This is a genomic window from Klebsiella sp. NPDC088457 (assembly GCF_044900465.1).
GTDB lineage: Bacteria > Pseudomonadota > Gammaproteobacteria > Enterobacterales > Enterobacteriaceae > Klebsiella.
Genome location: NZ_JBJDNH010000020.1, coordinates 16,754 through 40,888, shown reverse-complemented (window position 1 = coordinate 40,888; position 24,135 = coordinate 16,754). Strand labels below are relative to the sequence as shown.

Here is a 24,135-nt window from a genome sequence, read left to right as displayed (position 1 = left end):
GGCGGCGGGAATGGATCAACTGTGATGACTGAGGTGGAAGCAATGAGCACAAGCGAATTACGAGACCGTCTGGCAACAAGTATTCACCAGCACCGGGATGAGTATGTGGCGATAGCCAAAGATATTCACGCCCATCCTGAAACCGGCAATAACGAGTATTACGCCAGCGGTCTGCTGACGCAGCTGCTGGAAAAACACGGTTTTACCGTTACCACTAACGTCGCCGGGCACGAAACGGCGTTTTTCGCGGTTAAAGAGAGTGGTAAACCGGGCCCGACTATTGCCTATCTGGCGGAATACGATGCGCTGATCGATATCGGTCACGCCTGCGGACACAATATTATCGGCGTTACCAGCGTGGCCGCGGCCGTGGCGCTCGGCGAAACGCTGGAGCGTACCGGCGGCAAGGTGGTGGTGCTGGGCACCCCGGCGGAAGAGGGCGGGCTACGCGGTAAAGGCGGGCCGAACGGCAACGTGAAAGCCCGCTTTGTGGAGCACGGTTTCCTCGAGGATGTGGATGTCGCGCTGATGGTTCATCCGGCGGGTAAAACCCGGCTCTCCGGCCCATCGCTGGCCAATAACCACCTCTACTTTCACTTCTACGGCAAGCCGTCCCATGCGGGCAGCTCGCCGCATAAGGGGGTGAATGCCCTTGATGCGCTGGTGCTGTTGTACAACGGTATCAGCGTACTGCGCCAGCAGCTGCCGGACGGCATCCGCGTGCACGGTATTATCACCAACGGCGGGCAGGCACCGAACGTCATTCCGGAGTACGCCTCCGCCCACTACTACATCCGCGCCCACACGCGTGAAGAGGTGGTTGCGCTGGAGCCGCGTATTCGGGCCATCGCCGAAGGCGTTGCGCTGGCGACGGGTACCACGGTGAAAATTGAACATCAGGTGGGGCCGCGCGATTTCAATATCAATCACACCCTCAACGGCGTGCTGCTGGAAGAGTTCACCGTTGCGGGCGAAAGCGTCGAGCTGAAAGAGAAAGAGGGGTTGGGTTCCACCGACGCCGGCGATATCAGCCACGCCGTCCCCACCGCGCATCCGTATATCAAGATCGGCCCGGACGATCTGATCGGTCATACCGTGGCCTTTCGCGAAGCCGCTAACTCGTCTCAGGGATACGATGCCCTGGTCACCGGGGCGCTGGTGCTGGCGCGGACCGGACTGCGTTTACTGACGGACGCCGCGCTGCTGGCGGATGCCAAAAATGAGTTTGCCGGGCGCACAGCCGCCACGCGGGCCGCCTGATCTCATCGGAGTACTATCATAATGAAAATGCTGTTTTCTGCCGCCGCGCTGATGCTGGCGGCGGTTTTACCCCTGGGAAGCGCGCAGGCGGCAAGCGTCGATCGCAATGCCACCCTGAATATCGCCTATGGCAATCGTCCGGGAACGCTGGATCCCTACCTGACGACTAATAACGCCACGTCGGATGTCGACCGCCATATCTTCGAAACGCTGTTCACGATTAACGCAAAGTTCGAGCCGGTGCCCGAGCTGGTGCAGAGCTACACCCTCAGCGACGACCGTAAAACCTACACGCTTGTGCTGCGCGAGGGGATTCATTTCCATGACGGGCAGCTGCTGACGGCGGACGACGTGGTGGCCTCCATGAACCGCTGGCTGGCGGTATCCACCCAGGGCAAAGCCAATCTGCCCGGCGTTCAGTTCACCAGGGTTGATGATAAAACCGTGCGGTTCACGCTACCCGCCCCATCGCTGATTACCCTCAATGTGCTGGCGGATGTGAAAAATATCGCCGCGATCATGCCCGCGCGCATTATCAATGAAGCGAACGGCAGCAAGAAGCCGGTGACTGAACTGATCGGCACCGGCCCCTACAAGCTGGCGGAGTTTAAGCCTGGCGACTATCTGCATTTAACGCGCTATGACCAGTATCAGTCGCGGTCAGAACCAGCAAGCGGGTTGTCCGGGCAGAAAAAGGCCGACGTGAAGGATATCTGGTTCCGCTATATTACCGATGAATCTACCCGTCTGGCGGGGGCGATGACCGGAGAATACGACCTTGTCTTCCAGCTGCCAAAAGACAATATCGAAACTCTGAGCCGCGCGCCGGATCTGTCGCTGTTCCAGCCGCAAAGCGGCGGATCGCTGATCACCTATCTGTTTAATAAACATCAGGGGCCGTTTGCCAACCTGAAGCTGCGTCAGGCCTTCAACCTTGCGCTCGACGTACATCAAACGCTGCTGGCGGGCTACAGTGACCCGCGTTTCTTTAAAGAGGATCCCTCGCTGGGCTTTCCGGAACAGGTGGACTGGTACAGCGAGGCCGGAAAACCTTACTGGAACCAGCGCAAGCTGGATGAGGCGCGCGAGCTGGTGAAAACATCCGGCTATAAGGGTGAGGAAGTGGTGATTATTGCCACCAAAGAGTATGCCGAGCTGTATAACCTGGCGATTGTTGCCCAGCAGGTTCTTAAGCAGATTGGCGTGAAGTCCCGCCTGGATGTATACGACTGGCCAACGGTGCTGCAGCGTCGTCAGGATCCGAAAAACTTCGATCTCTGTGCGCTGGAGTTCTCCATGCGCCAGGTGTTGCACCAGTATCCTTTCCTCGATTCCCGTGCGAAGTTCCCGGGGTTGAGCAACAGCTCGGAGATTGACGCCGTTCTCGATGAGATCAAACAGGCCGCGTCATTGCAGGCGGCGAAACCCTTGGTGGATAAACTCAACGAGCTGAGTTGGCAATATCTGCCGGTGATTGTGCTGGGACGCACCACGCCGGATGCCGTGGCAATCAAAAACAATGTTAAAGGCTACCAGGATTTGATTGGACCGATCCTGTGGAACGTTAGCGTCACCGCACCCTGACGGGAGAGGGCGATGAAAAGATACCTGTTTCACCGTCTGCTGGCGCTCCTGCCGGTACTGGCGGTGGTGGCGGTGGTGGTGTTTTGTCTGATTCACCTGGCGCCGGGCGATCCGGCGCTGGTTATTCTGGGAAATGACGCCAGTCCGCAGGATATTGCCGCGCTGCGCCAGCAGATGGGGCTGGACAGGCCACTGCTGGTCCAGTTCGCCAGCTGGGCTGGCGAGGTGCTTACCGGCGATTTGGGGCAGTCGCTGTTTTTAAATACCAGCGTGATGAGCCTGTTTTTACAGCACCTGACGCCAACGCTGGCGCTGGCACTGTATGCCCAGGCGCTGGCGCTGGCACTGGGGCTGGCGGGCGGCGTCATCAGCGCCTGGCAGCACGGAAGCGCGACGGACCGCGTTATTCGTATGCTGGCGACCTTTGGCATGTCGGTACCGGGTTTTTTGCTTGGCCTGTTTCTGATTTTCTTTTTCGCCGTGCAGCTGCGCTGGTTCCCGGTGGTGGGCTATCGTTCCACCAATACATCCTTCTGGTTAAACATCTGGTATCTGACGCTGCCCGCTGTGGCGCTTGGCCTGCGCATTGCGGCGCTGATCGCGCGGATGACCCGTGCGGTCATGCTGGATGTAATGCAGGAAGCATTTATCAGCACCGCACGGGCGAAGGGGGTGCCGGAGCGACTGGTACTGCTGCGCCACACGCTGAAAAACAGCCTGATCCCGATCCTGACGATTTGCGGCGAATCGTTCGCCTCGTTGGTCACCGGTACGATTGTGATTGAAAGCGTATTTGGCATTCCTGGCGTGGGCTCGCTGATCGTGGATTCCATCGAACGCCGGGACGTGACGGTGATCCAGGGCGTCGTGCTGCTGATCACCGTCTGCTATGTGTTGATCAATCTGGCGGGGGATCTGTTGAGCTATTTGGCCGATCCGCGTCTTTCCGTCGATGAAGGGGAAAAATGATGGTGATAAAGCATCCCGCGCGACTAATCTGGCCCGGCCTGCTGCTGGCTATCGTGCTGCTCTCCTTTTTCGCCAGCGCCCTCAGCCCCTGGGATCCCTACAGCATCGATCCGCTAAGCCGCCTGAAACCCCCTTCCGCCACCCACTGGTTCGGTACCGATAACTTCGGTCGGGATCTGTTCGTCCGGGTGGCGCTGGCGGTTCAGGTATCACTTTCGGTGGGGGCCGCCGTGGCGGCTATTGCCGGGGTGACGGGGATGGTCATCGGGCTGCTGTGCGCCTGGTATCGCCCGCTGGACCGGGTATTGATGCGCGTTTGCGACGGCCTGTTCGCCTTTCCTTCTCTGCTGCTGGCGATTGCGATCGTCGGCGTACTGGGACCGAATATTGCCAACGTCGTGCTGGCGCTTTCGCTGGTGTATGTCCCGTCGATTGCCCGTGTGATTCGCGGAGCGGCGATGGTGATTAAAGAGAAAAATTTTATCGAAGCGCTGCGGGCGCAGGGAGCCACCTCGTCGCGCATTATCTGGCTGCACCTGCTGCCCAACGTTATTTCACCGTTTATCGTTCAGGTCAGTTGGGTGTTTTCGGTCGCCATCCTCACCGAGGCGGCGCTGAGCTTTCTCGGCTCCGGCGTACCAGCACCGATGCCCAGTCTCGGCAACCTGCTGCTGGAGGGAAAGACGGTGATTTTTAGCGCCTGGTGGATGACCTTTTTCCCTGGATTAGCCATCGTACTGCTGATTCTGGGGCTGAATATCATTGGCGACGATCTGCGTGACAGCGCCGATCCGGGGCTTAAGCCCTTGCCGAGTCGGGTACTGCGGTTGTTGAAACAAGGGGGGCGTTATGGCTGAGACTTTGCTGCGTGTTAACAGGCTGGACGTCAGCTTCGCGACCCATCAGGGGGTGGTTTCCCCCGTGCGGGAGGTGTCGTTTCAGGTCAATGCTCATGAAACGCTCGGTATTATTGGCGAGTCCGGCTGTGGCAAAAGCGTCACCGTCCAGGCGTTGATGGGGCTGTTATCCCCCCGTACCAGCCGCGTCGAGGGTGAGGTTGTGCTGGCAGGTAAAGCGCTGCATTCGCTCCCGGCAAAGGCGCGTCGACAGATAAGCGGTCGGGAGATGGCGATGATCTTTCAGGACCCGCTGGCCAGCCTGAATCCGGTGATGACCATTGGGCTGCAGATTGATGAAAGCCTGCGACTGCATACGCCGCTTTCTCGTGCGCAGCGGCGGGAGAAAATCCTCAGTCTGCTGGCGCAGGTCGGCATATCTGAGCCGGCGCGCTGCGCCAGCGCCTGGCCGCATGAGCTTTCCGGCGGGATGCGCCAGCGCGTGATGATCGCGATGGCTATCGCGACCTCTCCCTCGCTGCTGATTGCCGATGAACCGACCACGGCGCTGGACGCCACGATTCAGGCGCAGATTCTCGATCTGCTCGATGAGATAAAACAACAGACCGGGATGGGCATTATCTTTATCACCCACGATCTCAGCGTGGTGGCGCGACTGTGCCAGCGCGTGGTGGTGCTCTATGCCGGGCAGGTGGTGGAGGAAGCGGATGTGTACACGCTCTTCGAGCGACCGCGCCATCCGTATACCCGCGCGCTGCTGGCGGCGCGGCCTTCGGCAAATCATCCGCCGAAAACGCCGCTGGCGGAAATTCGCGGGCAGGTGCCTTCTTTGCACGCGTTGCCCGCCGGGTGCGCCTATGCCGATCGCTGTCCGCTGGCGCAGCCCCGATGCCGGACGCAGGCAGCAGCGCTGCGCCCCGTTGACTGTGAGGGACACCAGGTTCGCTGCTGGCGAGCGGAAGAAGGAGGTATTTGGCGATGACGACACCGTTGCTGACAGTCAACCAGCTATCAAAGACGTTCCTGCGCCGCGGGGATGCGGTGAGTGCGGTAGATAATGTGAGCTTCAATCTCCATGCGGGCGAGACCTGGGCGCTGGTGGGGGAATCCGGCAGCGGTAAAAGCACCACCGGGCGGCTGGTTCTGGGGTTAACGCCGGCGACCGCCGGTGACGTGGTGTTTGAGGGGCGCTCGCTGATGGGGCTCAATGCCGCAGGCTGGCGCAGCGTGCGCCGGGATATGCAGATGATTTTTCAGGATCCGCTCTCATCGCTCGATCCCCGGCGCCGTATTGGCTACAGCCTGGAAGAGCCGCTCATTATTCACGGCATCGACAAGCGTAAAATGCGGGTCGCCGAAATGCTGGAGCAGGTTGGCCTGCGCCCGCAGGATGCCGCCCGCTACCCGCACGAGTTTTCCGGGGGACAGCGCCAGCGCATCGGCATTGCCAGAGCGTTGATCCTCAAACCGAAACTGATTGTCTGCGATGAACCGGTCTCGGCCTTAGATGTGTCGATCCAGTCGCAGATACTCAATTTACTGATGGCGCTGCAGCGCGAATATGGGCTGGCTTACCTGTTTATCTCTCATGACTTAAACGTGGTCAGACACGTTGCTGACCGCGTGGGGGTGATGTACCGGGGCAAGATCGTTGAGCAGGGTGAGACGGAACGTATTTTCACCCATGCCGGGCATGACTATACGCGCTATTTACTGAACGCCATTTTACCTGCCCATCCGGCGGCGGCGGGCGAGAGGCGCGCGTTGGCCAACGGTTAACGCGGACAGGAGTCGATTTGAACGCCATGTCGGTTATAATAGGCGCAAGTGAAGTGGTTCACGGCCCAATTAACCCGGCGCATACCGCCCCAGATGAGTACCTTTAATGAGTGAAATGATTTACGGCATCCACGCGGTGCAGGCCCTGCTCGAGCGCGCTCCAGAGCGTTTTCAGGAAGTGTATATTCTGAAAGGCCGCGAGGATAAACGCCTGCTGCCGCTGATCCACGCCCTTGAAGCGCAGGGCGTGGTGATTCAGGTGGCTAACCGCCAGTTTCTCGATGAGAAAAGCGAAGGCGCCGTGCATCAGGGGATTATTGCCCGCGTGAAGCCGGGGCGCCAGTATCAGGAGAACGATCTCCCGGACCTGCTTGCCTCACTCGAACAGCCGTTCCTGCTGATCCTCGATGGCGTCACCGATCCGCACAACCTCGGCGCCTGCCTGCGTAGCGCCGACGCGGCCGGCGTACACGCGGTGATTGTGCCGCGCGACCGCTCCGCCCAGCTGAACGCGACGGCGAAAAAAGTGGCCTGCGGCGCGGCAGAGAACGTCCCGCTTATCCGCGTCACCAACCTCGCGCGTACCATGCGCCTGCTGCAGGAAGAGAAAGTCTGGATCGTCGGCACCGCCGGCGAAGCGGACCACACCCTGTTCCAGAGCAAAATGACCGGCCCGATGGCGCTGGTGATGGGGGCTGAAGGCGAAGGCATGCGCCGCCTGACCCGCGAACACTGCGATGAGCTGATCAGCATCCCGATGGCCGGCAGCGTCTCTTCGCTGAACGTCTCCGTGGCCACCGGCATTTGCCTGTTTGAAGCGGTGCGCCAGCGTAGCTAATTCACGCCGGGCGCACGCCGCGGATGGCGGCTACTCGTCCAGCGCGCGGAGATGATCGTTTTTATTGAGCGTCATCAGCGCGACAATGCTCACCACCGCCGTCGCCATGACGTAGTACGCCGGAATATCAAGATTACCGGTCTGTTTGATCAGACCGGTAATAATCAGCCCGGCGCAGCCGGAGAACACGGCGTTAGAGAGCGAGTAGGCCAGCCCGAGCCCGGTATAGCGCACCCTCGTCGGGAACATTTCCGCCAGCATCGCCGGCCCCGGTCCTGCCAGCACCCCCACCAGTCCCCCGGCGATCAGCACCACGATTCCCTTCACCAGCAGCGTGCTGGATTCCGCCTGCAAAATTTTCAGCAGCGGTAGCGCCAGCACCAGCAGCAGTACGGCAGCCAGTACCATGACCTTACGACGGCCCCATTTATCGCTGAGCATGCCGGCGGGCAGAATGGTGATGGCGAAGCCGATATTGGAGATTACCGCAATCAACAGCGCCTGATTAAACCCGGTATGCAGCGAGGATTGCAGATAGGCGGGCATAATCACCAGGTAGGTATACCCGGCGGCGGACCAGACCATCAGGCGGCCAATGCCGGTTATAATGGCTTTTAGCGTATGGCTGAAGTTTGCGCTGGCCTGCGGTTGTTGCTGCTTCTGCTGGCGCAGGAACCCCGGCGTCTCCTCCATTTTCATCCGCAGCCAGAGCGCTACCACCCCCATCGGTATGGCAAGGAAGAACGGAATACGCCAGCCCCAGGCATGCAGCGCTTCCGGACTCAGGACGGCTGAAATCAGGGCGACGACGCCCGCTCCGGCCAGCAGGCCCAATGCCACGGTGAAGGACTGCCATGCGCCATACAATCCGCGTTTGCCGCGTGGGGCGAACTCGGTCATCAGCGAGACCGCGCCGCCGTATTCTCCGCCGGCAAACAGCCCCTGCAAAATCCGCAGCCCCGTTAATATCAGCGGGGCGGCGATACCGATGCTGGCATACGTCGGCACCACGCCGATGGCCGTCGTCGCCAGCGTCATCATCACCAGCACGATAATCAGCGTCGGCTTACGGCCGATACGATCGCCGATCCGGCCAAAGACGATGGCGCCCAGGGGACGAAAGAAAAAAGCGATCGCGAAGGAGGCGTAGGTCAGGATCAGGCCGATTAGCGGGGCTTCCCCTGCCAGCTGGAAGAAGTTTTGGGCGATGACCGTCGCCAGGAAACCATAGACGGCAAACTCATACCATTCAATAAAGTTGCCGATAGAACCGGCGATCAGCGCGCGCCTGTGGGCGCCCATTGTCATTGTTGCGGTCTGCATAAATCATCCCGAAGTGCGCAAAACAGTCACAGGTGAATAAATTATTCCATACATTTCAGATCATAAAATTTAAAATTCTTATGCCTGTGATGGGCTTCACGGAGGGAGAGCGGTTTTTTTGTGACCGGATTCGCGGGCTAGGTCGGAGAAGGGTAGCCATACTGAATAGCAACGCCAATGACGGAAGGAGACAACATGGACTGGCAAACGCATACCGTGTTCAATCAGCCTGCGCCGCTGATGAACAGCAATTTGTTCCTCTCTGATAGCGCGCTGCGAGAGGCGGTGACGCGGGAAGGGGCGGGCTGGGATAGCGATTTGCTGGCCAGTATCGGCCAGCAGCTGGGGACGGCGGAATCGCTGGAGCTGGGGAGGCTGGCGAACAGCAACCCGCCGGAACTGCTGCGCTACGATGCGACCGGGACCCGGCTGGATGATGTGCGCTTTCATCCCGCCTGGCATCTGCTGATGCAGGGTCTGTGCGCAAACCGGGTGCATAATCTCGCCTGGCAGGATGAGGCGCGGGCGGGAGCTTTTGTCGCCCGCGCGGCCCGCTTTATGCTGCATGCGCAGGTGGAGGCCGGCACCCTGTGTCCAATAACCATGACTTTCGCCGCTACGCCGCTCTTGCAGCGCTCGCTGCCCAAACCGTTCAGCGACTGGCTGCCGCCGTTGCTAAGCGATCGCTACGATCCGCACCTTGCGCCAGGGAATCAGAAGCGCGGGCTACTGATCGGCATGGGGATGACGGAAAAACAGGGGGGCTCCGACGTGCTGATTAACACCACCCGGGCGGAAAAAACCGCCGAAGGCTGTTATCATCTGGTCGGTCATAAGTGGTTTTTCTCGGTGCCGCAAAGCGATGCGCACCTCGTGCTGGCGCAGGCGCCGGCCGGTCTCTCCTGCTTTTTTGTCCCGCGCCTTCTCCCTGACGGCCAGCGCAATGCGCTGCACCTTGAACGGTTGAAAGATAAGCTCGGTAACCGCTCCAATGCCAGCAGTGAAGTAGAGTTCTTTGAGGCCTGCGGCTGGCTGGTGGGCGAAGAGGGGGACGGGGTTCGGCAGATCCTGAAGATGGGCGGCCTGACCCGCTTCGACTGCGCATTGGGCAGTCACGCCCTGATGCGCCGCGGCTATTCTGTGGCGCTCTATCATGCGCTACAGCGGCAGGTCTTCGGTAAGAATCTGGTCGATCAACCGATGATGCGCCAGGTGCTGGGGCAGATGGCGCTACGTCTTGAAGGGCAGACCGCCTTTTTGTTTCGCCTGGCGCGGGCGTGGGATCGCCGCGATGATGTCAAAGAGGCGCTGTGGGCCCGCCTGTTTACCCCCGCGGCGAAGTTTGCGATCTGCAAATCCGCCATTCCGTTTGTCGCTGAGGCGATGGAGGTGCTGGGCGGTATCGGCTATTGCGAGGAGAGCGAACTGCCGCGTCTGTATCGCGAGATGCCGGTCAACAGCATCTGGGAAGGGTCCGGCAATATTATGTGTCTGGACGTGATGCGGGTGCTGAGTAAACATCCGGCGGCGCTGGAGCTGCTGGCGGCGGAGTGTGCGGAGGTGAAAGGGCGCAACCGGCATTTCGACCGTACGTGGCGACAGCTCCAGCAGCTGCTGCGGCGGCCCGCGGAAGAGCTGGGCAGAGAAATTACGCGACGGGTGTATATGCTTGGCGTCGGCGCGCAGGTGCTGCGCTACGCGTCGCCGCCGCTGGCCGAAGCCTGGTGTCGCATGATGCTCGACACCCGCGGCGGTATGCGCCTGGATGCGCCGACGCTGGACGATCTGCTGCTGCGTGCCATGGGCCGTGGGCGCCAGGCGCCTCAGGCGTAGAGAATGGCCTGTACCCGCCAGTTATCCGGCTGCTGTTCCTCGTACATCTGGACGATGCGATACCACGACGCGCCCTGCTCATCGGCCTTGACGGCGATGGCGTGCTCAACGTCCTGCGGACTGCCGGCAATATTATTGACGGAAATCAGGCCGATTTCATTGAGACCGGTGACGCAATCCGCACTGGCGAATTCCGCTGACTGTGCAGAAGTGTTTGCCGTCGCTGCGGTTAGCAGCAGGCCTGGTAAGTTAAAAGATCGTTTCATCGTCGTCAGCTCCATTTCACGTAGTCCCGAGGGCAGTCCGTTGCTAACGTCCTGCCAGGTTGGCTGGCCGAACGTTATTATGCACAGGAGAACGTGAATGGACGCAAAGCAGTGTAAAGCTGACTTAAAGACCGTGTACCGTTATTTACGGTACAGAATCGCCTGCGAATACCACTGGCCGGGAACCAGGGTGTCATCAATCATGACGATGACGTAGTAATCCGCTTTCGCCGCTTCTGCTTTGGTTTTCAACGCCGCTTCGACATCCATTGGCGAACCGTACATCAACACGCTCACCGTCCCCATTTTCTGTAGCCCGTTCGTCTGGTTACGGTGAATCTCTTGCGGATGATCGGTCGCGGATGGCGGTGCTTCTGGCGTCCCCTGCAGGACACTACAACCGCTTAACGCGATAGCCAGAAACCACGGTGTTAACCTGCGCATAACCATATCTCGTTTCCTGATAGTCATAGTGTAGTGGTAGCCTGAATCTCATTTCCGGGGAATGTTCCCGAAGTGTTATCTCTGACGCGATTTTCGAATGAAAATATCGTGAAAGCGTAACCGAGTTCTCAACATTATGAATCATGGGGGGACCTATTTGCTTGCGGAATATGTTAGCCCATGGCATACCAGCACTAAAGTGTGAAAGGAGATGATCAATGATTGCACTCGAGATACGTCGCCTCGCGGGGGGCGAAGTCCTGCACGCCTGTCCGCAGAATGCGCTGGATAAACCGTTGCCCTGCATCATCTTTTATCACGGATTTACCTCGTCGAAGATGGTTTACAGCTATTTTGCCGTCGCGTTGGCGGAAGCGGGATTTCGCGTGGTTATGCCCGATGCGGCGGAGCATGGCGCCCGTTACGACGGCGATGAGCGCGGGCGGATGCAGCGCTTCTGGCCGATTTTGCTGCAAAATTTTGCCGAGTTTCCTGCGCTGCGTGCAGCCACTATCCAGCAGGGCTGGGTGGACGGCGATCGTCTGGCGGTGGCGGGGGCATCGATGGGCGGAATGACGGCGCTGGGGATCATGACCCATCATCCGCAGCTGAAAAGCGTGGCCTGTCTGATGGGCTCCGGCTACTTTACGCACCTCTCGCAGAGCCTGTTTCCTTCGCCTGCGGTCGGCGCCGAACAGCTGGCGGAATGGGATGTCAGTGAGCAGCTCAGCACGCTTGGCGAGCGGCCATTATTGCTGTGGCATGGGGATGAGGACGATGTGGTGCCAGCGGCAGAGACGTTCCGGCTGCAGCAGGCGCTGCGGCAAAACGCGCTGGCGAACAACCTGACCTGCGTCTGGCAGAAAGGCGTTCGCCACCGGATCACGCCGGAAGCACTGGCGACGACGGTGACTTTCTTCCAGCAGCATCTGTAAACGCGACGTTTTACGCCGCGCGAGGCGGGCGCCCCGCTCAGGAGGCGCCGGGAAACGCGACCGTTAGCGATAAATTACGGCGCTGGCGTGGATCGCGCCGTTGCTTTGCGGCTCGTGAATCAGGATCGGTTGGAAATATTTCGCGCCTTCAGCGTCGCTTTGCTGACTCAGCGCCTGATCGGCTTCTTGTTCAGTCGCCATGTTGTGGTTGATATAGATCACGCCCAGGCTCTGCACATCGTCCATGTTTCGTGCCTGGCGCCCATCGATCTTGATGGCTGCGAGCGCGTTGGCGCTCAATAAAAGCGCAGCCATAACGGCAATGATGATGTATTTCATACTCTACGCTCCTTACGTTCAGCCGGCCATTCTGGCGTTAACTCAGGCTCCTCTTCGGTTATCGATAGTGTTGATCTAAGTGTAATCGCTGCCTGGCGGGTGCATCGCGACCATTTCTGATGAAGTTGTTCAAAAAAGTGTCGCTGCTGTCGTTGATTAATTTTAAATCACTGACTTAGCGCGACTTAGCGGTTAGTGCGAATTATTTGCGCAATTCGCTTGTCTTCCCAGGGCGGCGAAAGTAGAATGACGCGTCAATTTTTCGGCCGCCCTTTAACACGTTCCTTGCCTCCATGGGCCGCGGCTGACCCAGACAGGAGGCTGAATAATCCGTAAGGAGCAATTCGATGCGTCATTACGAAATCGTTTTTATGGTCCATCCTGACCAGAGCGAACAGGTTCCGGGTATGATCGAACGTTACACTGGTGCAATCACTGCAGCAGAAGGTACGATCCACCGTCTGGAAGACTGGGGCCGCCGTCAGCTGGCTTACCCGATCAACAAACTGCACAAAGCGCACTACGTTCTGCTGAACGTTGAAGCTCCGCAGGAAGCGATCGATGAGCTGGAAACTAACTTCCGCTTCAACGACGCCGTTATCCGCAGCATGGTAATGCGTACTAAGCACGCTGTTACCGAAGCATCTCCGATGGTTAAAGCGAAAGACGAGCGCCGTGAGCGTCGCGAAGATTTCGCTAACGAAACCGCAGATGATTCTGAAGCTGGGGATTCTGAAGAGTAATCCTGATGACCAACCGTCTGGAGCTGTCCGGCATTGTATGCAGGACTCCACTTCGTAAGGTCAGCCCGTCAGGAATTCCACACTGCCAGTTCGTGCTTGAGCATCGTTCAGTGCAGGAGGAAGCCGGTTTTCACCGGCAGGCATGGTGTCAGATGCCCGTTATTATTAGCGGACAGCAGAACCAGGCCATTACTCACAGTATAACGGTCGGTAGCGCAGTAACCGTTCGAGGGTTCATTTCTTGCCACAAGGCAAAGAACGGCTTGAGCAAAATGGTTCTGCATGCCGAGCAGATTGAATTGATAGATTCTGGAGACTAGCCATATGGCACGTTATTTCCGTCGTCGCAAGTTCTGCCGTTTCACCGCGGAAGGCGTTCAAGAGATCGACTATAAAGATATCGCTACGCTGAAAAACTACATCACCGAAAGCGGTAAGATTGTCCCGAGCCGTATCACCGGTACCCGTGCAAAATATCAGCGTCAGCTGGCACGCGCTATCAAACGGGCTCGCTACCTGTCCCTGCTGCCGTACACTGATCGTCATCAGTAATCGGTCACGGTCCATTAATACGACTTTGAGAGGATAAGGTAATGCAAGTTATTCTGCTTGATAAAGTAGCAAACCTCGGTAGCCTGGGTGATCAGGTTAACGTTAAAGCGGGCTATGCTCGTAACTTCCTGGTACCACAGGGCAAAGCTGTTCCTGCTACCAAGAAAAACGTTGAATTCTTCGAAGCACGCCGTGCTGAACTGGAAGCCAAACTGGCTGACGTTCTGGCCGCTGCTAACGCACGTGCTGAAGCAATCAACGCACTGGGCACCGTTACCATCGCGTCTAAAGCTGGCGACGAAGGTAAACTGTTCGGTTCCATCGGTACCCGCGACATCGCTGACGCTGTAACTGCAGCTGGCGTTGCCGTCGCTAAGAGCGAAGTTCGTCTGCCGAACGGCGTTCTGCGCACCACCGGTGAGCACGAAGTGGACTTCCAGGTTCACAGCGAAGTCTTCGCGAAACTGGTTGTTAACGTTGTAGCTGAGTAATTTTTTACTCCGTTCGCGTCGAGACGCCGGCCTTGTGCCGGCGTTTTGCTTTTCTGCATTCCCCGCTTTGCACCTTGCCGAAAAATCGCTGTTGCCGACGGCGGATAAGCCTCTGGCGGTAAAAACATCATGCTCAAAGCGCGCGTTGGCGTCGCGATGTCACACATCCGCTGGTCGACGGGCGGCGTACTGATGCGCAGAGGGCAGGGAGGCGAGGGGATGAATCTGTCCCGCCAGGCCGGGCGAGATACCCGGCATTGGCCGTGGGTTATGTGGCGGGCTATCGCGCGCGGATAAAGCTGCCGTTTGACTGACGGGTGAACAGCACCTGCTGCCCGCCGCCGGTATCGATCGTCAGGCCGGTGACCACGCCGTTCGCATTCTGGCGAATCTGCACCGTTTGCCCGGTTTGCAGCGAGCTTAAAGGTTTACCGGGGCCTTCCACCTGCGCCATGGCATACACGTCGGTCGGCGGCAGGTTATGATCGCGGAACAGCTGAGCCAGCGTTTTGCCGGCTTCGATGCGGTAAGTGCGCCACTGTTGTTCAATACCCGGAGTCGATTGTTGTTGCTGCTGCGGTTGCGAGTAGGCCTGGCTCTGGCTCTGTTCCACCGGCTCGTCCTGGACGGGCTCCGGCGCCACCGGCGCCATCTGATCGGCATCATTGACCGTCGGCGTGGTGGTAATGGGCGGCAGCGGCATGGCCTGCTGGGATGAGGATGACGGCTGGGACTGCGATCGCAGGTCAAGGTTAGCCTCACGCGCGCTCTGCGCCGGGCTGCCGCTATCCTCAGACGGGAGCAGTATGCCGATAATCACCAGCAAGGCGCCGGCAATAATGCCCCGGCGATGCATCGGCGGCAGCGGATCCATAATGCGAATCTGATCCGGGGCGTGCCAGATCTTCGCCAGGGTAGATGTGATGTCAAAGCGCCCGGGCATGGCTTTCCTCCTGCTCCGCATATTTTTATCCTGCTCCGTAGAGTATAGATGGCTAACTTCCTGATGGCCGAGACAAAGATATGTTTCGTGAGGTTAACCTGATATCTCCTATTGTTTCTGTTTCCCTCAGATTTGTCATCATCTCTGCGACAAAGTTTTACCCGTCGGACGATGGCTGATATGCTGCCCACCACTTTATACTCGTCGTCTTTCGAGTCGCTGGAGCGCAGGCTGCGCCCGCAGCCTGCGGTCACATCGTGACTCAGGTTGTCGGGAATCCATGAACCTGCCCGCTTCGGCCATTCAAAATCCTGCGAGTATGAAATTTTCCCCCGATAAATAAGGAAAGAAGATGGCAACCCCGACTTTTGACACTATTGAAGCGCAGGCAAGTTACGGTATCGGCTTGCAGGTTGGACAACAGCTGAGCGAATCCGGCCTGCAGGGGCTGCTGCCTGAAGCACTGGTTGCCGGCATTACCGATGCGCTGGAAGGTAACCAGCCGCAGGTGCCGGTGGAAGCCGTTCATCGCGCGCTGCGTGAGATCCACGAACGTGCCGATGCGGTACGCCGCGAGCGTTTCCAGGAAATGGCGGCCGATGGGCAGAAATACCTCGATGAAAACCGCGAACGTGAAGGCGTAAACAGCACCGAATCCGGCCTGCAGTTCCGCGTCCTGACTCAGGGTGAGGGCGCTATCCCGGCGCGTACCGACCGCGTACGTGTGCACTATACCGGTAAGCTGATTGACGGTACCGTATTTGACAGCTCCGTCGCCCGCGGCGAGCCGGCTGAATTCCCGGTTACCGGGGTGATCGGCGGCTGGATTGAAGCGCTGACCCTGATGCCGGTAGGTTCCAAATGGGAACTGACGATTCCGCACAATCTGGCTTATGGCGAGCGTGGCGCGGGGGCGTCTATTCCTCCGTTCAACACCCTGATTTTTGAAGTTGAACTGCTGGATATTATCTAATCAGCAGATGCTTCCTCTCCCTGAAGGGGGAGGGAGCGACTAAAAGTAGCGCAAAATCCTTAACTCAAGAATTTGATGGAATTTTATATTGCATATCTGCTTTTTGGGTGTATTTTTGTGAGCTGTTTCGCGCAACCGGAGTGATATAACACTCACTTTAAACATAAAATTAACATTATATCTAAATCATAGTATTCATCCCTCCGATTCTTACCTAATATCGATAAACCCTTTTCCGGGGTTATGACAGATGACGGGCCATCAGAGCCTGAACAACACAGACAGGTACAACAGGAAGAAAATCACATGGTAGATCAGGTCAAAGTCGCTGCCGAAGAGCAGGCTCCGACTGAACAATCGCTACGGCGAAATCTCACGAACCGGCATATTCAGCTTATTGCTATCGGTGGCGCCATCGGTACCGGGCTATTTATGGGCTCCGGCAAAACCATCAGCCTCGCCGGGCCATCCATTATTTTTGTTTATATGATCATCGGCTTTATGCTGTTTTTCGTCATGCGTGCGATGGGCGAATTGCTGCTGTCGAACCTGGAATATAAATCATTCAGCGACTTCGCCGCCGATCTGCTGGGGCCGTGGGCGGGATATTTTACCGGCTGGACCTACTGGTTCTGCTGGGTGGTGACCGGGATGGCTGACGTGGTGGCGATTACCGCCTACGCCCAGTTCTGGTTTCCCGGGCTTTCCGACTGGGTGGCCTCGCTGGCGGTGATCCTGCTGCTGCTGAGCCTTAACCTCGCCACCGTAAAAATGTTTGGTGAAATGGAATTCTGGTTCGCGATGATCAAAATTGTCGCTATCGTGGCGCTGATTGTCGTCGGCCTGGTGATGGTGTTGATGCACTTCAAATCGCCGACCGGCGTCGAGGCTTCCTTCGCTCATCTGTGGAATGACGGCGGCTGGTTCCCGAAAGGCATCAGCGGGTTCTTTGCCGGTTTCCAGATCGCGGTCTTTGCATTCGTCGGGATTGAGCTGGTGGGGACCACCGCCGCGGAGACCAAAGATCCGGAGAAATCCCTGCCGCGCGCGATTAACTCTATCCCGCTGCGCATTATTATGTTCTACGTCTTCGCGCTGATCGTGATTATGTCCGTGACGCCGTGGAGCTCCGTGGTGCCGAGCAAAAGCCCGTTCGTCGAGCTGTTCGTACTGGTTGGCCTGCCGGCTGCCGCCAGCCTGATTAACTTTGTGGTGCTGACTTCGGCCGCCTCTTCCGCCAACAGCGGCGTGTTCTCGACCAGCCGTATGCTGTTCGGTCTGGCGCAGGATGGTCAGGCGCCGTCGATGTTCGCCAAACTGTCGAAACGAGCGGTACCGGCGAAAGGACTGACCTTCTCCTGCATGTGCCTGCTGGGCGGCGTGGTGATGTTGATGGTTAATCCGAGCGTGATTGCGGCGTTCACCATGATTACCACGGTCTCGGCCATTCTGTTTATGTTCGTCTGGACCATTATTCTCTGCTCGTACCTGGTCTACCGCAAAAAGCGTCCGCATCTGCATGAGCAGTCCAAATATAAGATGCCGCTGGGTAAACTGATGTGCTGGGTCTGTATGGCGTTCTTCGTCTTCGTTCTGGTGCTGCTGACCCTGGAAAGCGATACGCGCGAAGCGCTGATCGTCACGCCGCTGTGGTTCATTTTGCTGGCGGCGGGCTGGTTCCTCGCCGGTAAGAAACGTCTGGCGCAATAAAAAAATCTTCGGGAGAGATGTTTAACGTTGTTTGCAACGGCCCGTCATAAAAAGGGCCACCGAAGTGGCCAATAAGACTGACAATATCGAGGGCGCCCTGCGGGCGCCTTTTTTTTATTTATTTTCCCGCGAGGGCACGCGGGAACAGAACGTTGTTTTCCAGACTGATGTGTTCCATCAGGTCGTCGATCAGTTCGTTAATGCCGTTGTACATCGCTTTCCACGTGGTGCAGGCTTCCGCCGGCGGCGTCACATTGTTGGTGACATGCTTAATCACTTCCAGCAGTTCACCCGCTTCGTCGTGTTCGCTTTCCATGACGCTGATGGGCCCGGCGGCGTGGGTGCCCATGCCCTGTTTGATCATCGGGAACAAGATCTGCTCCTCTTTCATCATATGGCTGGAGAGCTCCTGGTGCAGCATGGTCAGGTATTTGGTTAAGCCGGCCGGCACGCCTGCTTTGCCGGCATGCACGCGCTCAACTTTGGTCGCCTGCAGGATCAGCTCCGGCAACTGCTCGCGGTGGCGGTCGTGATAACGAGCGATGATGTGATCGATGATTTCCGCATACGGCACGACGCGCCAGTCCTTTTCGACCGGCTCTTCCGCCAGTCTGGCCAGCTCGGCTTCAATCACCGCGACGTCCAGCTCCTTGCGCGATGCGGCACGATCCAGCGTCTGTTTACCGCCGCAGCAGTAGTCCATATCATATTTACGGAACAACGCGGAGGCGCGGGGGATCGTCAGCGCCAGCTCGCCTAAAGGTTGGTCACGAAAAGCCATAGCGAATACCTCGTCTTGAAGAACATAAAATGTATTTTAAATGCATCTTATTGGCAAGGAAATACCCCTTTCGGATACCAGGCTATTTTTTGTGGTCGCAGACCCGCTCCAGCAGCAGCGGTTTTTCTGGTCGTGAGCGCACCGCGGAGACCACGCCGAGGACCAGCAGCAGGATGCCGCTGAGCGTCAGCAGCGGCGGCATGCTGTGGCGCAGCAGGAAGGTATACAGCAGGCCTGCCAGCGTTTCGAAAACGATAAGCGGCCCGAGGATCACCGTGGGGAGTTTCTGACTGGCGATGTTCCAGCACAGCGCGCCCACCCAGGAGCAAAGGACCGCAATCGCCAGCATCAGCGTCACGAAGACCGCCGGGCGTGGGCCAAACGGTAGGGGGAAGTCGACCTGCTGGCTATGTAGCCACCCGCAGGCCACCAGGTAGCCCGCCAGCGACACCGGGAGGGTGACCAGCGCCTGCGCCGTCGCCCACATCATCGGGTGTTTGTCCGGGTTCTCCCGCAGCCAGCGGGCATTGCGCAGGGCGTACCACGCCCAGCAGGCTACCGAGATCAGCGCCAGGCTAATGCCGGAAAAGTAACGCCAGAGCGTAAAATTGGGCAGGCCCTGGCGAAGCTCGGCAATATTAACGCACAGCAGGCCGATGGCGATGCAGGTCAGCGCCGGAAACAGCCGTCGCCACGGCAGTTTACCGTCGCGCTGACTGTAGAGCAGGTTCGCCATCACCGGCAGCACCACCGGCAGGGTACCGATAATCATGGTGGAGACCGGCGCGCCGGTGCGCTGGATGGCGCTGGCGAGGCACACGTAATAGATCAGGTTGCCCATCATGGTCAGCCCGAGCGCCGTCCGCCAGTCTCGCCCGGAAAGCTGCCGCAGTCGCGCGCGGCCAAGCCACGCCAGGGGCAGGGCGATCAGTCCCAGCGCCAGATAGCGTCCCATCGATTGCAGTAGCGCCGGGTATTCCGGCACCAGCAAGGGGCCGACGAAAATCAGTCCCCACATCAGCCCTGCCAGCAGGGCATACAACACGCCACTAATCATCACGCCATCCACACTCGTTTCCGTTGGCGAAAGTGTAGAAGAGGCGACGCCGGGAATATTGTATGAGGTTGCGCATTAGCGCCGGGCGACCTGCTTTTGATAGCGCACCGGGGTGATGCCGTAGCGGCGGGTAAAGGCGCGGGTCAGATGCGACTGGTCGGTGAGGCCGGTCGCCGCGGCGACTTCGGCGGCGGGCATGCCGTGGGTGAGAAACGCTTTCGCCCGCCACAGACGAATGGCCATCAGCATCTGGTGGGGAGTAACGTGGAAATGGGCCTTAAACTGGCGTTGAAAATGGTATGGACTCAGGGCGACAACCTGCGCCAGCTCATCGAGGGAAATTGCCCGCATATAGTTGTCGTGCAGATAGTCGCGCACGCGTTCAAAGCGGTGAGCCGCTTCCGCCTGGACGGGGGCGTGGTGCGCCAGCGGACGGAAGGTATCGATCACATCGAGCAGCAGGCCCTGCTGGGCCAGCGGATCGTCGGTGTGCCAGAGGCCATAAATAAGCCCGCAGAGCTGCTGCGAGCGCTGCGGATCCTGTCGTACCACTTCGCTGAACCACCAATGGCGTACGCCGGTCACCTCTTCCAGCATCCGGGGATCGAGATAGACCATACGATAGCGCCAGCCGTCGGCGGTGGCCGCTTCGCCGGTGTGCAGCTCGTCCGGGTTCATCGTGACGATGGAGTTCGCCGCAGCCACGTGCAGGCTGCCGCGATAGCGAAAACGCTCGGCCCCCAGTTCTATCGCGCCAATACCGAAGGCTTCATGGGTATGCGGTTCGAAGGCGTAGCGGGAAATATGGGCATGATACAGCTCAACGCCGGGCACCTGCGCCAGATGGCGAAAACGCGCGCTGTCTCTTTCATCGTTGAACTGTTCCGGTACGCCCTGCATCAAATTACTCCCGACGGACATCCTGTCATTATTGGGGATGACCCGCCGGGATGCTACAAAAATTAACCTTTTTGCAACTGTTACAGGATGCCTTTGATGCTCTCAGCCAGCGGCGTCGTCGGGCGGCCAATCAGCGCGCTCAGGGTACGGCTGTCGTCAAACAGACCGCCTTTAGACGCGCCGATATCCGAGTCGGCGAGCATATCCGCCAGCCCAGCCGGCAGGCCAACGTCCTTCAACGCCGCGGCGAAGTCGGCTTCGCTGAGGTTCTGATAGACCACGTTTTTACCGCTCTGCTTGCTTAGCTCGGCGGCCAGCTCGCTGAGCGTCCAGGCCTCGTCACCGGCCAGCTCATAGACCTTCCCGGCGTGACCCTCTTCCGCGACGACGCGGGCGGCGGCCTGGGCATAATCGGCGCGGGTCGCCGAGGCGATTTTGCCGTCACCGGCGGCACCGATAAACACGCCATGCTCAAGCGCCGGCGGGGCGCTGGCGAGATAGTTCTCGGTGTACCAGCCGTTACGCAGCAGAGCATAAGGAATGCCGGAGTCGGCGAGCATTCGCTCGGTTTCCACATGCTCAACGTGCAGGCCTAGCGGCGACTTATCGGCGTGCAGCAGGCTGGTGTAGGCAATAAATTTCACCCCGGCGGCTTTGGCGGCGTTAATCACGTTACGATGCTGCGCTGCCCGCTGGCCCACTTCGCTGGAAGAGATCAGCAGGAGCTTGTCGACGCCCTGTAGCGCCGCGGTGAATGCCGCTTCGTCAGTGTAATCGGCCTGGCGGACGATCGCGCCCTGCTGGCTCAGCGCTTCGGCTTTTGCCGGATTACGCACAATCGCCACAATCTGGCTGGCGGGGACAGTTTCTAACAGATGCTGCAGGACAAGGTGGCCAAGCTGGCCGGTCGCGCCGGTAATAGCGATCATCAGTATTCTCCTTCGTGTCGAGTGGCAGTTGTGGTAAGCTAACACCTTAGCTAACTTTTAGTAAGTACGTACAAAAAGGTAAGTATGAAAATGGCGAATCCGACGCTGAGCGAACAGATGCGCGATGGCAATCTGTTTGCGGAAGAGTGCCCATCACGGGACGTGCTGAAACATGTGACCAGCCGCTGGGGAGTGTTAATCCTGATCGCGCTGCGTACGGGAACCCACCGCTTCAGCGATTTACGCCGCAAGATGGGCGGCGTCAGTGAAAAGATGCTGGCACAGTCGCTGCAGGCGCTGGAGCAGGACGGCTTTATCAACCGGGTTGCGTATCCGGTGGTGCCGCCGCACGTAGAGTATAGTCTGACCCCGCTCGGTGAGCAGGTGAGTGAGAAAGTTGCGGCGTTGGCCGACTGGATTGAACTGAATCTGCCCGTGATTCTGGCGAACCACGAGCAGGCTGTCGCCTGACGCGAGAAGCCGGATCGCGGCGGCAGTACCTGCTCCGGCCTGTCGCCGCGCGTTGGACTCCTGCTTTGTAGCCCCGCGAAGCGCAGCGCGAGCGGGGAATGCAATTCGTTATTTACTCAAATCCAGCTGGTAAATCGCGAAGCCGATATCATCGGTGGCGACCTGATGCATCGGATACCGCGCTTTCTCTTTGATAAACGCCGCCGCTTTTTCACCCGGGGAGGTCTCAAAGCGGATATCCAGCGGCGCTGTGCTATGAATAGGGGCCAGCCGCCAGTTGTTGTCGGCCGCCGGGTGGATCGCGCCCGCTTTTTTCGACTCCGCGCCGATCCACGCCGCCAGCACCGAGCGGTTCTCGTCCGGGGAGGCGAAAGCAATGTGGCTATCGCCGGTACCGGCAAATTTACCGCCGTAGGCGCGGTAGTTATTGGTGGCGACGAGGAAGGTGGCCTGAGGATCGATCGGTTGGCCGTTAAAGGTCAGTTCCTTAATCCGCTCCGCCTGCGGGTGAATCATCTGGCATTCGCCGTCGTAGCGCGCCGGCTGGCTGACATCAATCTGGTAGTTCACCCCGTCAATCACATCAAAGTTATAGGTGCGGAAACCGTCCCAGTTGATTAAGGACTGCGGTTTGCTGCTCTCAGGGTCAATCTGATTAAACTGCCCGGCGGAGCACTCCAGCCACTCCTTGACCTCTTTACCGCTGACCTTCACCACCACCAGGGTGTTGGGATAGAGATACAGGTCGGCGGCATTGCGGAAGGTGAGCTGGCCTTTTTCCACCTCAACGAAGCTGGCCGGGTCGTTTTTACGGCCGCCGACTTTAAACGGCGCGGCGGCGGAAAGCACCGGCAGCTTCGCCAGATCCGGATCGCCCTGGATAAAGTGTTCAACATAGGCTTTCTGCGCCATGTTCACCACCTGCACGGTGGGGTCGTCCTGGACCAGCGCCAGGTAGCTATACATGTTGTCTGAAGATTGGCCGATGGGCTGGCTGACGAACTCGCGGGTGGCCTCATGGTCGGCTTTCAGCACCTGCACCATCCGCGTATCTTCCGCCGCCAGCGATTTCTTCGCTACCGCGTCATAGATCGGGCGCGCCTCGGCTTTGGCCCCGGTGACCTGCCACTTTCCGCCATCGTTGTTCAGTACCAGATCGACGATGCCGAGATGGTCGCCCCACATGCCGGGCATCACGGCCGGAACGCCGTTAAGGGTCCCTTTGTCGATATCCGCGCCTTTAATGTCGGCGAAATCTTTCCCCGGGAACACCGCATGCGCGTGGCCAAACATGATGGCATCCACGCCCGGCACCTGGCTTAAATAGTAAACTGAGTTTTCCGCCATGGCCTGGTAGGGGTCAGCGGAAAGGCCGGAGTGGGCGACCACCACCACGATATCGGCCCCTTCCTCGCGCATTTGCGGCACGTACTGACGGGCGGTTTGCGTAATGTCGTTGACGGTGACTTTGCCGCTGAGATTGGCTTTATCCCAGGTCATAATTTGCGGCGGCACAAACCCGATGTAGCCGATGCGCAGCGTCTGCGTTTTGCCGTCGTTATCCTTTACCATCGTCTCTTTAATCAGGTACGGCGTAAACATCGGTTTGCCGGTTTTAGCATCGATAATATTGGCGTTTACGTAGGGGAATTTCGCCCCGGCCAGCGCTTTGTGCAGAAAATCGAGACCGTAGTTGAACTCGTGGTTACCGAGGTTGCCCACCGCGTAGTCGAGGGTGTTCATCGCTTTATACACCGGGTGCACATCGCCGCTTTTGAGCCCTTTGGCCGCCATATAGTCGCCCAGCGGGCTCCCCTGAATGACGTCGCCGTTGTCGACCAGCACGCTGTTTTTGGCTTGCTGGCGGGCTTTTTCAATCAGCGTGGCGGTACGCACGAGGCCGAATTTTTCCGTTGCGGCGTCTTTGTAATAGTCGAAATCCATCATGTTGCTGTGTAGATCGGTGGTTTCCATGATCCGCAAATCGACCGTCGCGGCATTCACGCTGGCCGCGATCAGCGTGGCCAGTAACGTTGCGCTAAACTTAATCATCAGAGGCGTCCTTTTTATGAGCAATGGCACAGAAGGAAATGTATGTACATTCTGTTGCTTACAGAAGTGTGAATCATGCCAGAAAAATGAGTTATGAAACCGCCAT

General features: G+C 58.5%; 27 protein-coding genes. 17 read left to right on the top strand and 10 right to left on the bottom strand.

Going from position 1 to position 24,135, the window contains the following annotated elements; genetic code table 11:
- Positions 1-42 precede the first annotated feature (42 nt).
- From ACI2JR_RS14380 to rlmB, 7 genes are all read left to right on the top strand, one after another.
- Entirely contained in the window at positions 43-1,260 is a 1,218-nt protein-coding gene (locus ACI2JR_RS14380; protein WP_132730195.1) for a M20 family metallopeptidase, read from the top strand.
- A 21-nt stretch (positions 1,261-1,281) separates the two neighbouring features.
- Positions 1,282-2,844, top strand: a complete 1,563-nt coding sequence (locus ACI2JR_RS14375; protein WP_462478828.1) for an ABC transporter substrate-binding protein — start codon at positions 1,282-1,284, stop codon at positions 2,842-2,844.
- A gap of 12 nt (positions 2,845-2,856) precedes the next feature.
- Positions 2,857-3,813, top strand: a complete 957-nt coding sequence (locus tag ACI2JR_RS14370; RefSeq protein WP_462478827.1) for an ABC transporter permease — start codon at positions 2,857-2,859, stop codon at positions 3,811-3,813.
- Positions 3,810-4,670, top strand: a complete 861-nt coding sequence (locus tag ACI2JR_RS14365; protein WP_132730193.1) for an ABC transporter permease — start codon at positions 3,810-3,812, stop codon at positions 4,668-4,670. Before ACI2JR_RS14370 ends, ACI2JR_RS14365 begins: the two co-directional genes overlap by 4 nt.
- On the top strand, positions 4,663-5,652 hold the full coding sequence (locus ACI2JR_RS14360; protein ID WP_462478826.1) for an ABC transporter ATP-binding protein: 990 nt from the start codon (positions 4,663-4,665) through the stop codon (positions 5,650-5,652). Before ACI2JR_RS14365 ends, ACI2JR_RS14360 begins: the two co-directional genes overlap by 8 nt.
- Positions 5,649-6,449, top strand: coding sequence for an ABC transporter ATP-binding protein (locus ACI2JR_RS14355; protein WP_132730191.1), 801 nt, complete (start codon positions 5,649-5,651; stop codon positions 6,447-6,449). Before ACI2JR_RS14360 ends, ACI2JR_RS14355 begins: the two co-directional genes overlap by 4 nt.
- Positions 6,450-6,555: 106 nt before the next feature.
- Positions 6,556-7,287 carry a 23S rRNA (guanosine(2251)-2'-O)-methyltransferase RlmB gene (gene rlmB / locus ACI2JR_RS14350; protein WP_462478825.1) on the top strand — a complete coding sequence of 244 codons (732 nt, stop codon included), beginning with the start codon at positions 6,556-6,558 and terminating at the stop codon, positions 7,285-7,287.
- 30 nt (positions 7,288-7,317) lie between these two features.
- On the opposite strand, the gene ACI2JR_RS14345 is transcribed toward rlmB, so the two are convergent.
- Complete coding sequence (locus tag ACI2JR_RS14345) at positions 7,318-8,610, bottom strand: MFS transporter (RefSeq protein ID WP_462478824.1); 1,293 nt, start codon at positions 8,608-8,610, stop codon at positions 7,318-7,320.
- 195 nt (positions 8,611-8,805) lie between these two features.
- Here ACI2JR_RS14345 and ACI2JR_RS14340 point away from each other — a divergent pair, with 195 nt between their 5' ends.
- Positions 8,806-10,443 (top strand): isovaleryl-CoA dehydrogenase, encoded by a 1,638-nt coding sequence (locus tag ACI2JR_RS14340; RefSeq protein WP_132730189.1) that lies wholly within the window; start codon positions 8,806-8,808, stop codon positions 10,441-10,443.
- Here ACI2JR_RS14340 and yjfN read toward each other — a convergent pair.
- Together yjfN and bsmA are read right to left on the bottom strand one after the other, a co-directional pair.
- The gene (gene yjfN / locus ACI2JR_RS14335; protein ID WP_165905733.1) at positions 10,434-10,709 is read right to left on the bottom strand and encodes a DUF1471 family protease activator YjfN; all 276 of its coding nucleotides are present in this window, start codon (positions 10,707-10,709) and stop codon (positions 10,434-10,436) included. The two genes, ACI2JR_RS14340 and yjfN, sit on opposite strands and share 10 nt — an antisense overlap.
- Positions 10,710-10,850: 141 nt before the next feature.
- The gene (bsmA, locus tag ACI2JR_RS14330) at positions 10,851-11,159 is read right to left on the bottom strand and encodes a biofilm peroxide resistance protein BsmA (protein WP_243655227.1); all 309 of its coding nucleotides are present in this window, start codon (positions 11,157-11,159) and stop codon (positions 10,851-10,853) included.
- A gap of 212 nt (positions 11,160-11,371) precedes the next feature.
- Here bsmA and yjfP point away from each other — a divergent pair, with 212 nt between their 5' ends.
- The gene (gene yjfP / locus ACI2JR_RS14325) at positions 11,372-12,088 is read left to right on the top strand and encodes an esterase (protein ID WP_462478823.1); all 717 of its coding nucleotides are present in this window, start codon (positions 11,372-11,374) and stop codon (positions 12,086-12,088) included.
- A gap of 63 nt (positions 12,089-12,151) precedes the next feature.
- On the opposite strand, the gene ACI2JR_RS14320 is transcribed toward yjfP, so the two are convergent.
- Positions 12,152-12,427 carry a YdgH/BhsA/McbA family protein gene (locus ACI2JR_RS14320; protein WP_132730185.1) on the bottom strand — a complete coding sequence of 92 codons (276 nt, stop codon included), beginning with the start codon at positions 12,425-12,427 and terminating at the stop codon, positions 12,152-12,154.
- Between the two features lie 347 nt (positions 12,428-12,774).
- Here ACI2JR_RS14320 and rpsF point away from each other — a divergent pair, with 347 nt between their 5' ends.
- The 5 genes from rpsF (at position 12,775) to ACI2JR_RS14295 (ending at position 14,510) form a co-directional block, all read left to right on the top strand.
- Positions 12,775-13,170: a 30S ribosomal protein S6 gene (gene rpsF, locus ACI2JR_RS14315; protein ID WP_004098001.1), complete on the top strand. Its 396-nt coding sequence runs from the start codon at positions 12,775-12,777 to the stop codon at positions 13,168-13,170.
- A gap of 5 nt (positions 13,171-13,175) precedes the next feature.
- Positions 13,176-13,490: a primosomal replication protein N gene (priB, locus tag ACI2JR_RS14310; protein ID WP_132730184.1), complete on the top strand. Its 315-nt coding sequence runs from the start codon at positions 13,176-13,178 to the stop codon at positions 13,488-13,490.
- 4 nt (positions 13,491-13,494) lie between these two features.
- On the top strand, positions 13,495-13,722 hold the full coding sequence (gene rpsR / locus ACI2JR_RS14305; protein WP_000135199.1) for a 30S ribosomal protein S18: 228 nt from the start codon (positions 13,495-13,497) through the stop codon (positions 13,720-13,722).
- A 41-nt stretch (positions 13,723-13,763) separates the two neighbouring features.
- A complete protein-coding gene (rplI, locus tag ACI2JR_RS14300) occupies positions 13,764-14,213 on the top strand; it encodes a 50S ribosomal protein L9 (protein ID WP_132730183.1) in 450 nt (149 codons plus the stop codon).
- A 129-nt stretch (positions 14,214-14,342) separates the two neighbouring features.
- A complete protein-coding gene (locus tag ACI2JR_RS14295) occupies positions 14,343-14,510 on the top strand; it encodes a hypothetical protein (protein WP_462478822.1) in 168 nt (55 codons plus the stop codon).
- Here the strand turns inward: ACI2JR_RS14295 and ACI2JR_RS14290 are convergent.
- Positions 14,494-15,156 carry a LysM-like peptidoglycan-binding domain-containing protein gene (locus ACI2JR_RS14290; RefSeq protein ID WP_462478821.1) on the bottom strand — a complete coding sequence of 221 codons (663 nt, stop codon included), beginning with the start codon at positions 15,154-15,156 and terminating at the stop codon, positions 14,494-14,496. The two genes, ACI2JR_RS14295 and ACI2JR_RS14290, sit on opposite strands and share 17 nt — an antisense overlap.
- 352 nt (positions 15,157-15,508) lie before the next feature.
- Here ACI2JR_RS14290 and fklB point away from each other — a divergent pair, with 352 nt between their 5' ends.
- Both fklB and cycA read left to right on the top strand, forming a co-directional pair.
- Positions 15,509-16,129 carry an FKBP-type peptidyl-prolyl cis-trans isomerase gene (gene fklB, locus ACI2JR_RS14285; protein ID WP_462478820.1) on the top strand — a complete coding sequence of 207 codons (621 nt, stop codon included), beginning with the start codon at positions 15,509-15,511 and terminating at the stop codon, positions 16,127-16,129.
- A 306-nt stretch (positions 16,130-16,435) separates the two neighbouring features.
- The gene (gene cycA, locus ACI2JR_RS14280; protein ID WP_132730181.1) at positions 16,436-17,839 is read left to right on the top strand and encodes a D-serine/D-alanine/glycine transporter; all 1,404 of its coding nucleotides are present in this window, start codon (positions 16,436-16,438) and stop codon (positions 17,837-17,839) included.
- A 118-nt stretch (positions 17,840-17,957) separates the two neighbouring features.
- On the opposite strand, the gene ytfE is transcribed toward cycA, so the two are convergent.
- The 4 genes from ytfE to ACI2JR_RS14260 form a co-directional block, all read right to left on the bottom strand.
- The gene (gene ytfE, locus ACI2JR_RS14275) at positions 17,958-18,620 is read right to left on the bottom strand and encodes an iron-sulfur cluster repair protein YtfE (RefSeq protein WP_462478819.1); all 663 of its coding nucleotides are present in this window, start codon (positions 18,618-18,620) and stop codon (positions 17,958-17,960) included.
- A gap of 82 nt (positions 18,621-18,702) precedes the next feature.
- Positions 18,703-19,677: a DMT family transporter gene (locus ACI2JR_RS14270; RefSeq protein WP_132730179.1), complete on the bottom strand. Its 975-nt coding sequence runs from the start codon at positions 19,675-19,677 to the stop codon at positions 18,703-18,705.
- 75 nt (positions 19,678-19,752) lie between these two features.
- Entirely contained in the window at positions 19,753-20,577 is an 825-nt protein-coding gene (locus ACI2JR_RS14265) for an AraC family ligand binding domain-containing protein (protein WP_462478818.1), read from the bottom strand.
- An 80-nt stretch (positions 20,578-20,657) separates the two neighbouring features.
- Positions 20,658-21,506: an SDR family oxidoreductase gene (locus ACI2JR_RS14260; RefSeq protein ID WP_132730177.1), complete on the bottom strand. Its 849-nt coding sequence runs from the start codon at positions 21,504-21,506 to the stop codon at positions 20,658-20,660.
- A 90-nt stretch (positions 21,507-21,596) separates the two neighbouring features.
- Here ACI2JR_RS14260 and ACI2JR_RS14255 point away from each other — a divergent pair, with 90 nt between their 5' ends.
- Entirely contained in the window at positions 21,597-21,977 is a 381-nt protein-coding gene (locus tag ACI2JR_RS14255) for a winged helix-turn-helix transcriptional regulator (RefSeq protein WP_462478852.1), read from the top strand.
- A gap of 108 nt (positions 21,978-22,085) precedes the next feature.
- On the opposite strand, the gene ACI2JR_RS14250 is transcribed toward ACI2JR_RS14255, so the two are convergent.
- Positions 22,086-24,029: a bifunctional 2',3'-cyclic-nucleotide 2'-phosphodiesterase/3'-nucleotidase gene (locus ACI2JR_RS14250; protein ID WP_132730175.1), complete on the bottom strand. Its 1,944-nt coding sequence runs from the start codon at positions 24,027-24,029 to the stop codon at positions 22,086-22,088.
- Positions 24,030-24,135 lie beyond the last annotated feature (106 nt).

What these genes read in the sequence shown, in the direction of transcription:
- ACI2JR_RS14380 (WP_132730195.1), top strand. Translation starts at nt 43, where the DNA reads ATGAGCACAAGCGAATTACGAGACCGTCTGGCAACAAGTATTCACCAG.
- ACI2JR_RS14375 (WP_462478828.1), top strand. Translation starts at nt 1,282, where the DNA reads ATGAAAATGCTGTTTTCTGCCGCCGCGCTGATGCTGGCGGCGGTTTTA.
- ACI2JR_RS14370 (WP_462478827.1), top strand. Translation starts at nt 2,857, where the DNA reads ATGAAAAGATACCTGTTTCACCGTCTGCTGGCGCTCCTGCCGGTACTG.
- ACI2JR_RS14365 (WP_132730193.1), top strand. Translation starts at nt 3,810, where the DNA reads ATGATGGTGATAAAGCATCCCGCGCGACTAATCTGGCCCGGCCTGCTG.
- ACI2JR_RS14360 (WP_462478826.1), top strand. Translation starts at nt 4,663, where the DNA reads ATGGCTGAGACTTTGCTGCGTGTTAACAGGCTGGACGTCAGCTTCGCG.
- ACI2JR_RS14355 (WP_132730191.1), top strand. Translation starts at nt 5,649, where the DNA reads ATGACGACACCGTTGCTGACAGTCAACCAGCTATCAAAGACGTTCCTG.
- rlmB (WP_462478825.1), top strand. Translation starts at nt 6,556, where the DNA reads ATGAGTGAAATGATTTACGGCATCCACGCGGTGCAGGCCCTGCTCGAG.
- ACI2JR_RS14345 (WP_462478824.1), bottom strand. Translation starts at nt 8,610, where the DNA reads ATGCAGACCGCAACAATGACAATGGGCGCCCACAGGCGCGCGCTGATC.
- ACI2JR_RS14340 (WP_132730189.1), top strand. Translation starts at nt 8,806, where the DNA reads ATGGACTGGCAAACGCATACCGTGTTCAATCAGCCTGCGCCGCTGATG.
- yjfN (WP_165905733.1), bottom strand. Translation starts at nt 10,709, where the DNA reads ATGAAACGATCTTTTAACTTACCAGGCCTGCTGCTAACCGCAGCGACG.
- bsmA (WP_243655227.1), bottom strand. Translation starts at nt 11,159, where the DNA reads ATGGTTATGCGCAGGTTAACACCGTGGTTTCTGGCTATCGCGTTAAGC.
- yjfP (WP_462478823.1), top strand. Translation starts at nt 11,372, where the DNA reads ATGATTGCACTCGAGATACGTCGCCTCGCGGGGGGCGAAGTCCTGCAC.
- ACI2JR_RS14320 (WP_132730185.1), bottom strand. Translation starts at nt 12,427, where the DNA reads ATGAAATACATCATCATTGCCGTTATGGCTGCGCTTTTATTGAGCGCC.
- rpsF (WP_004098001.1), top strand. Translation starts at nt 12,775, where the DNA reads ATGCGTCATTACGAAATCGTTTTTATGGTCCATCCTGACCAGAGCGAA.
- priB (WP_132730184.1), top strand. Translation starts at nt 13,176, where the DNA reads ATGACCAACCGTCTGGAGCTGTCCGGCATTGTATGCAGGACTCCACTT.
- rpsR (WP_000135199.1), top strand. Translation starts at nt 13,495, where the DNA reads ATGGCACGTTATTTCCGTCGTCGCAAGTTCTGCCGTTTCACCGCGGAA.
- rplI (WP_132730183.1), top strand. Translation starts at nt 13,764, where the DNA reads ATGCAAGTTATTCTGCTTGATAAAGTAGCAAACCTCGGTAGCCTGGGT.
- ACI2JR_RS14295 (WP_462478822.1), top strand. Translation starts at nt 14,343, where the DNA reads ATGCTCAAAGCGCGCGTTGGCGTCGCGATGTCACACATCCGCTGGTCG.
- ACI2JR_RS14290 (WP_462478821.1), bottom strand. Translation starts at nt 15,156, where the DNA reads ATGCCCGGGCGCTTTGACATCACATCTACCCTGGCGAAGATCTGGCAC.
- fklB (WP_462478820.1), top strand. Translation starts at nt 15,509, where the DNA reads ATGGCAACCCCGACTTTTGACACTATTGAAGCGCAGGCAAGTTACGGT.
- cycA (WP_132730181.1), top strand. Translation starts at nt 16,436, where the DNA reads ATGGTAGATCAGGTCAAAGTCGCTGCCGAAGAGCAGGCTCCGACTGAA.
- ytfE (WP_462478819.1), bottom strand. Translation starts at nt 18,620, where the DNA reads ATGGCTTTTCGTGACCAACCTTTAGGCGAGCTGGCGCTGACGATCCCC.
- ACI2JR_RS14270 (WP_132730179.1), bottom strand. Translation starts at nt 19,677, where the DNA reads ATGATTAGTGGCGTGTTGTATGCCCTGCTGGCAGGGCTGATGTGGGGA.
- ACI2JR_RS14265 (WP_462478818.1), bottom strand. Translation starts at nt 20,577, where the DNA reads ATGCAGGGCGTACCGGAACAGTTCAACGATGAAAGAGACAGCGCGCGT.
- ACI2JR_RS14260 (WP_132730177.1), bottom strand. Translation starts at nt 21,506, where the DNA reads ATGATCGCTATTACCGGCGCGACCGGCCAGCTTGGCCACCTTGTCCTG.
- ACI2JR_RS14255 (WP_462478852.1), top strand. Translation starts at nt 21,597, where the DNA reads ATGGCGAATCCGACGCTGAGCGAACAGATGCGCGATGGCAATCTGTTT.
- ACI2JR_RS14250 (WP_132730175.1), bottom strand. Translation starts at nt 24,029, where the DNA reads ATGATTAAGTTTAGCGCAACGTTACTGGCCACGCTGATCGCGGCCAGC.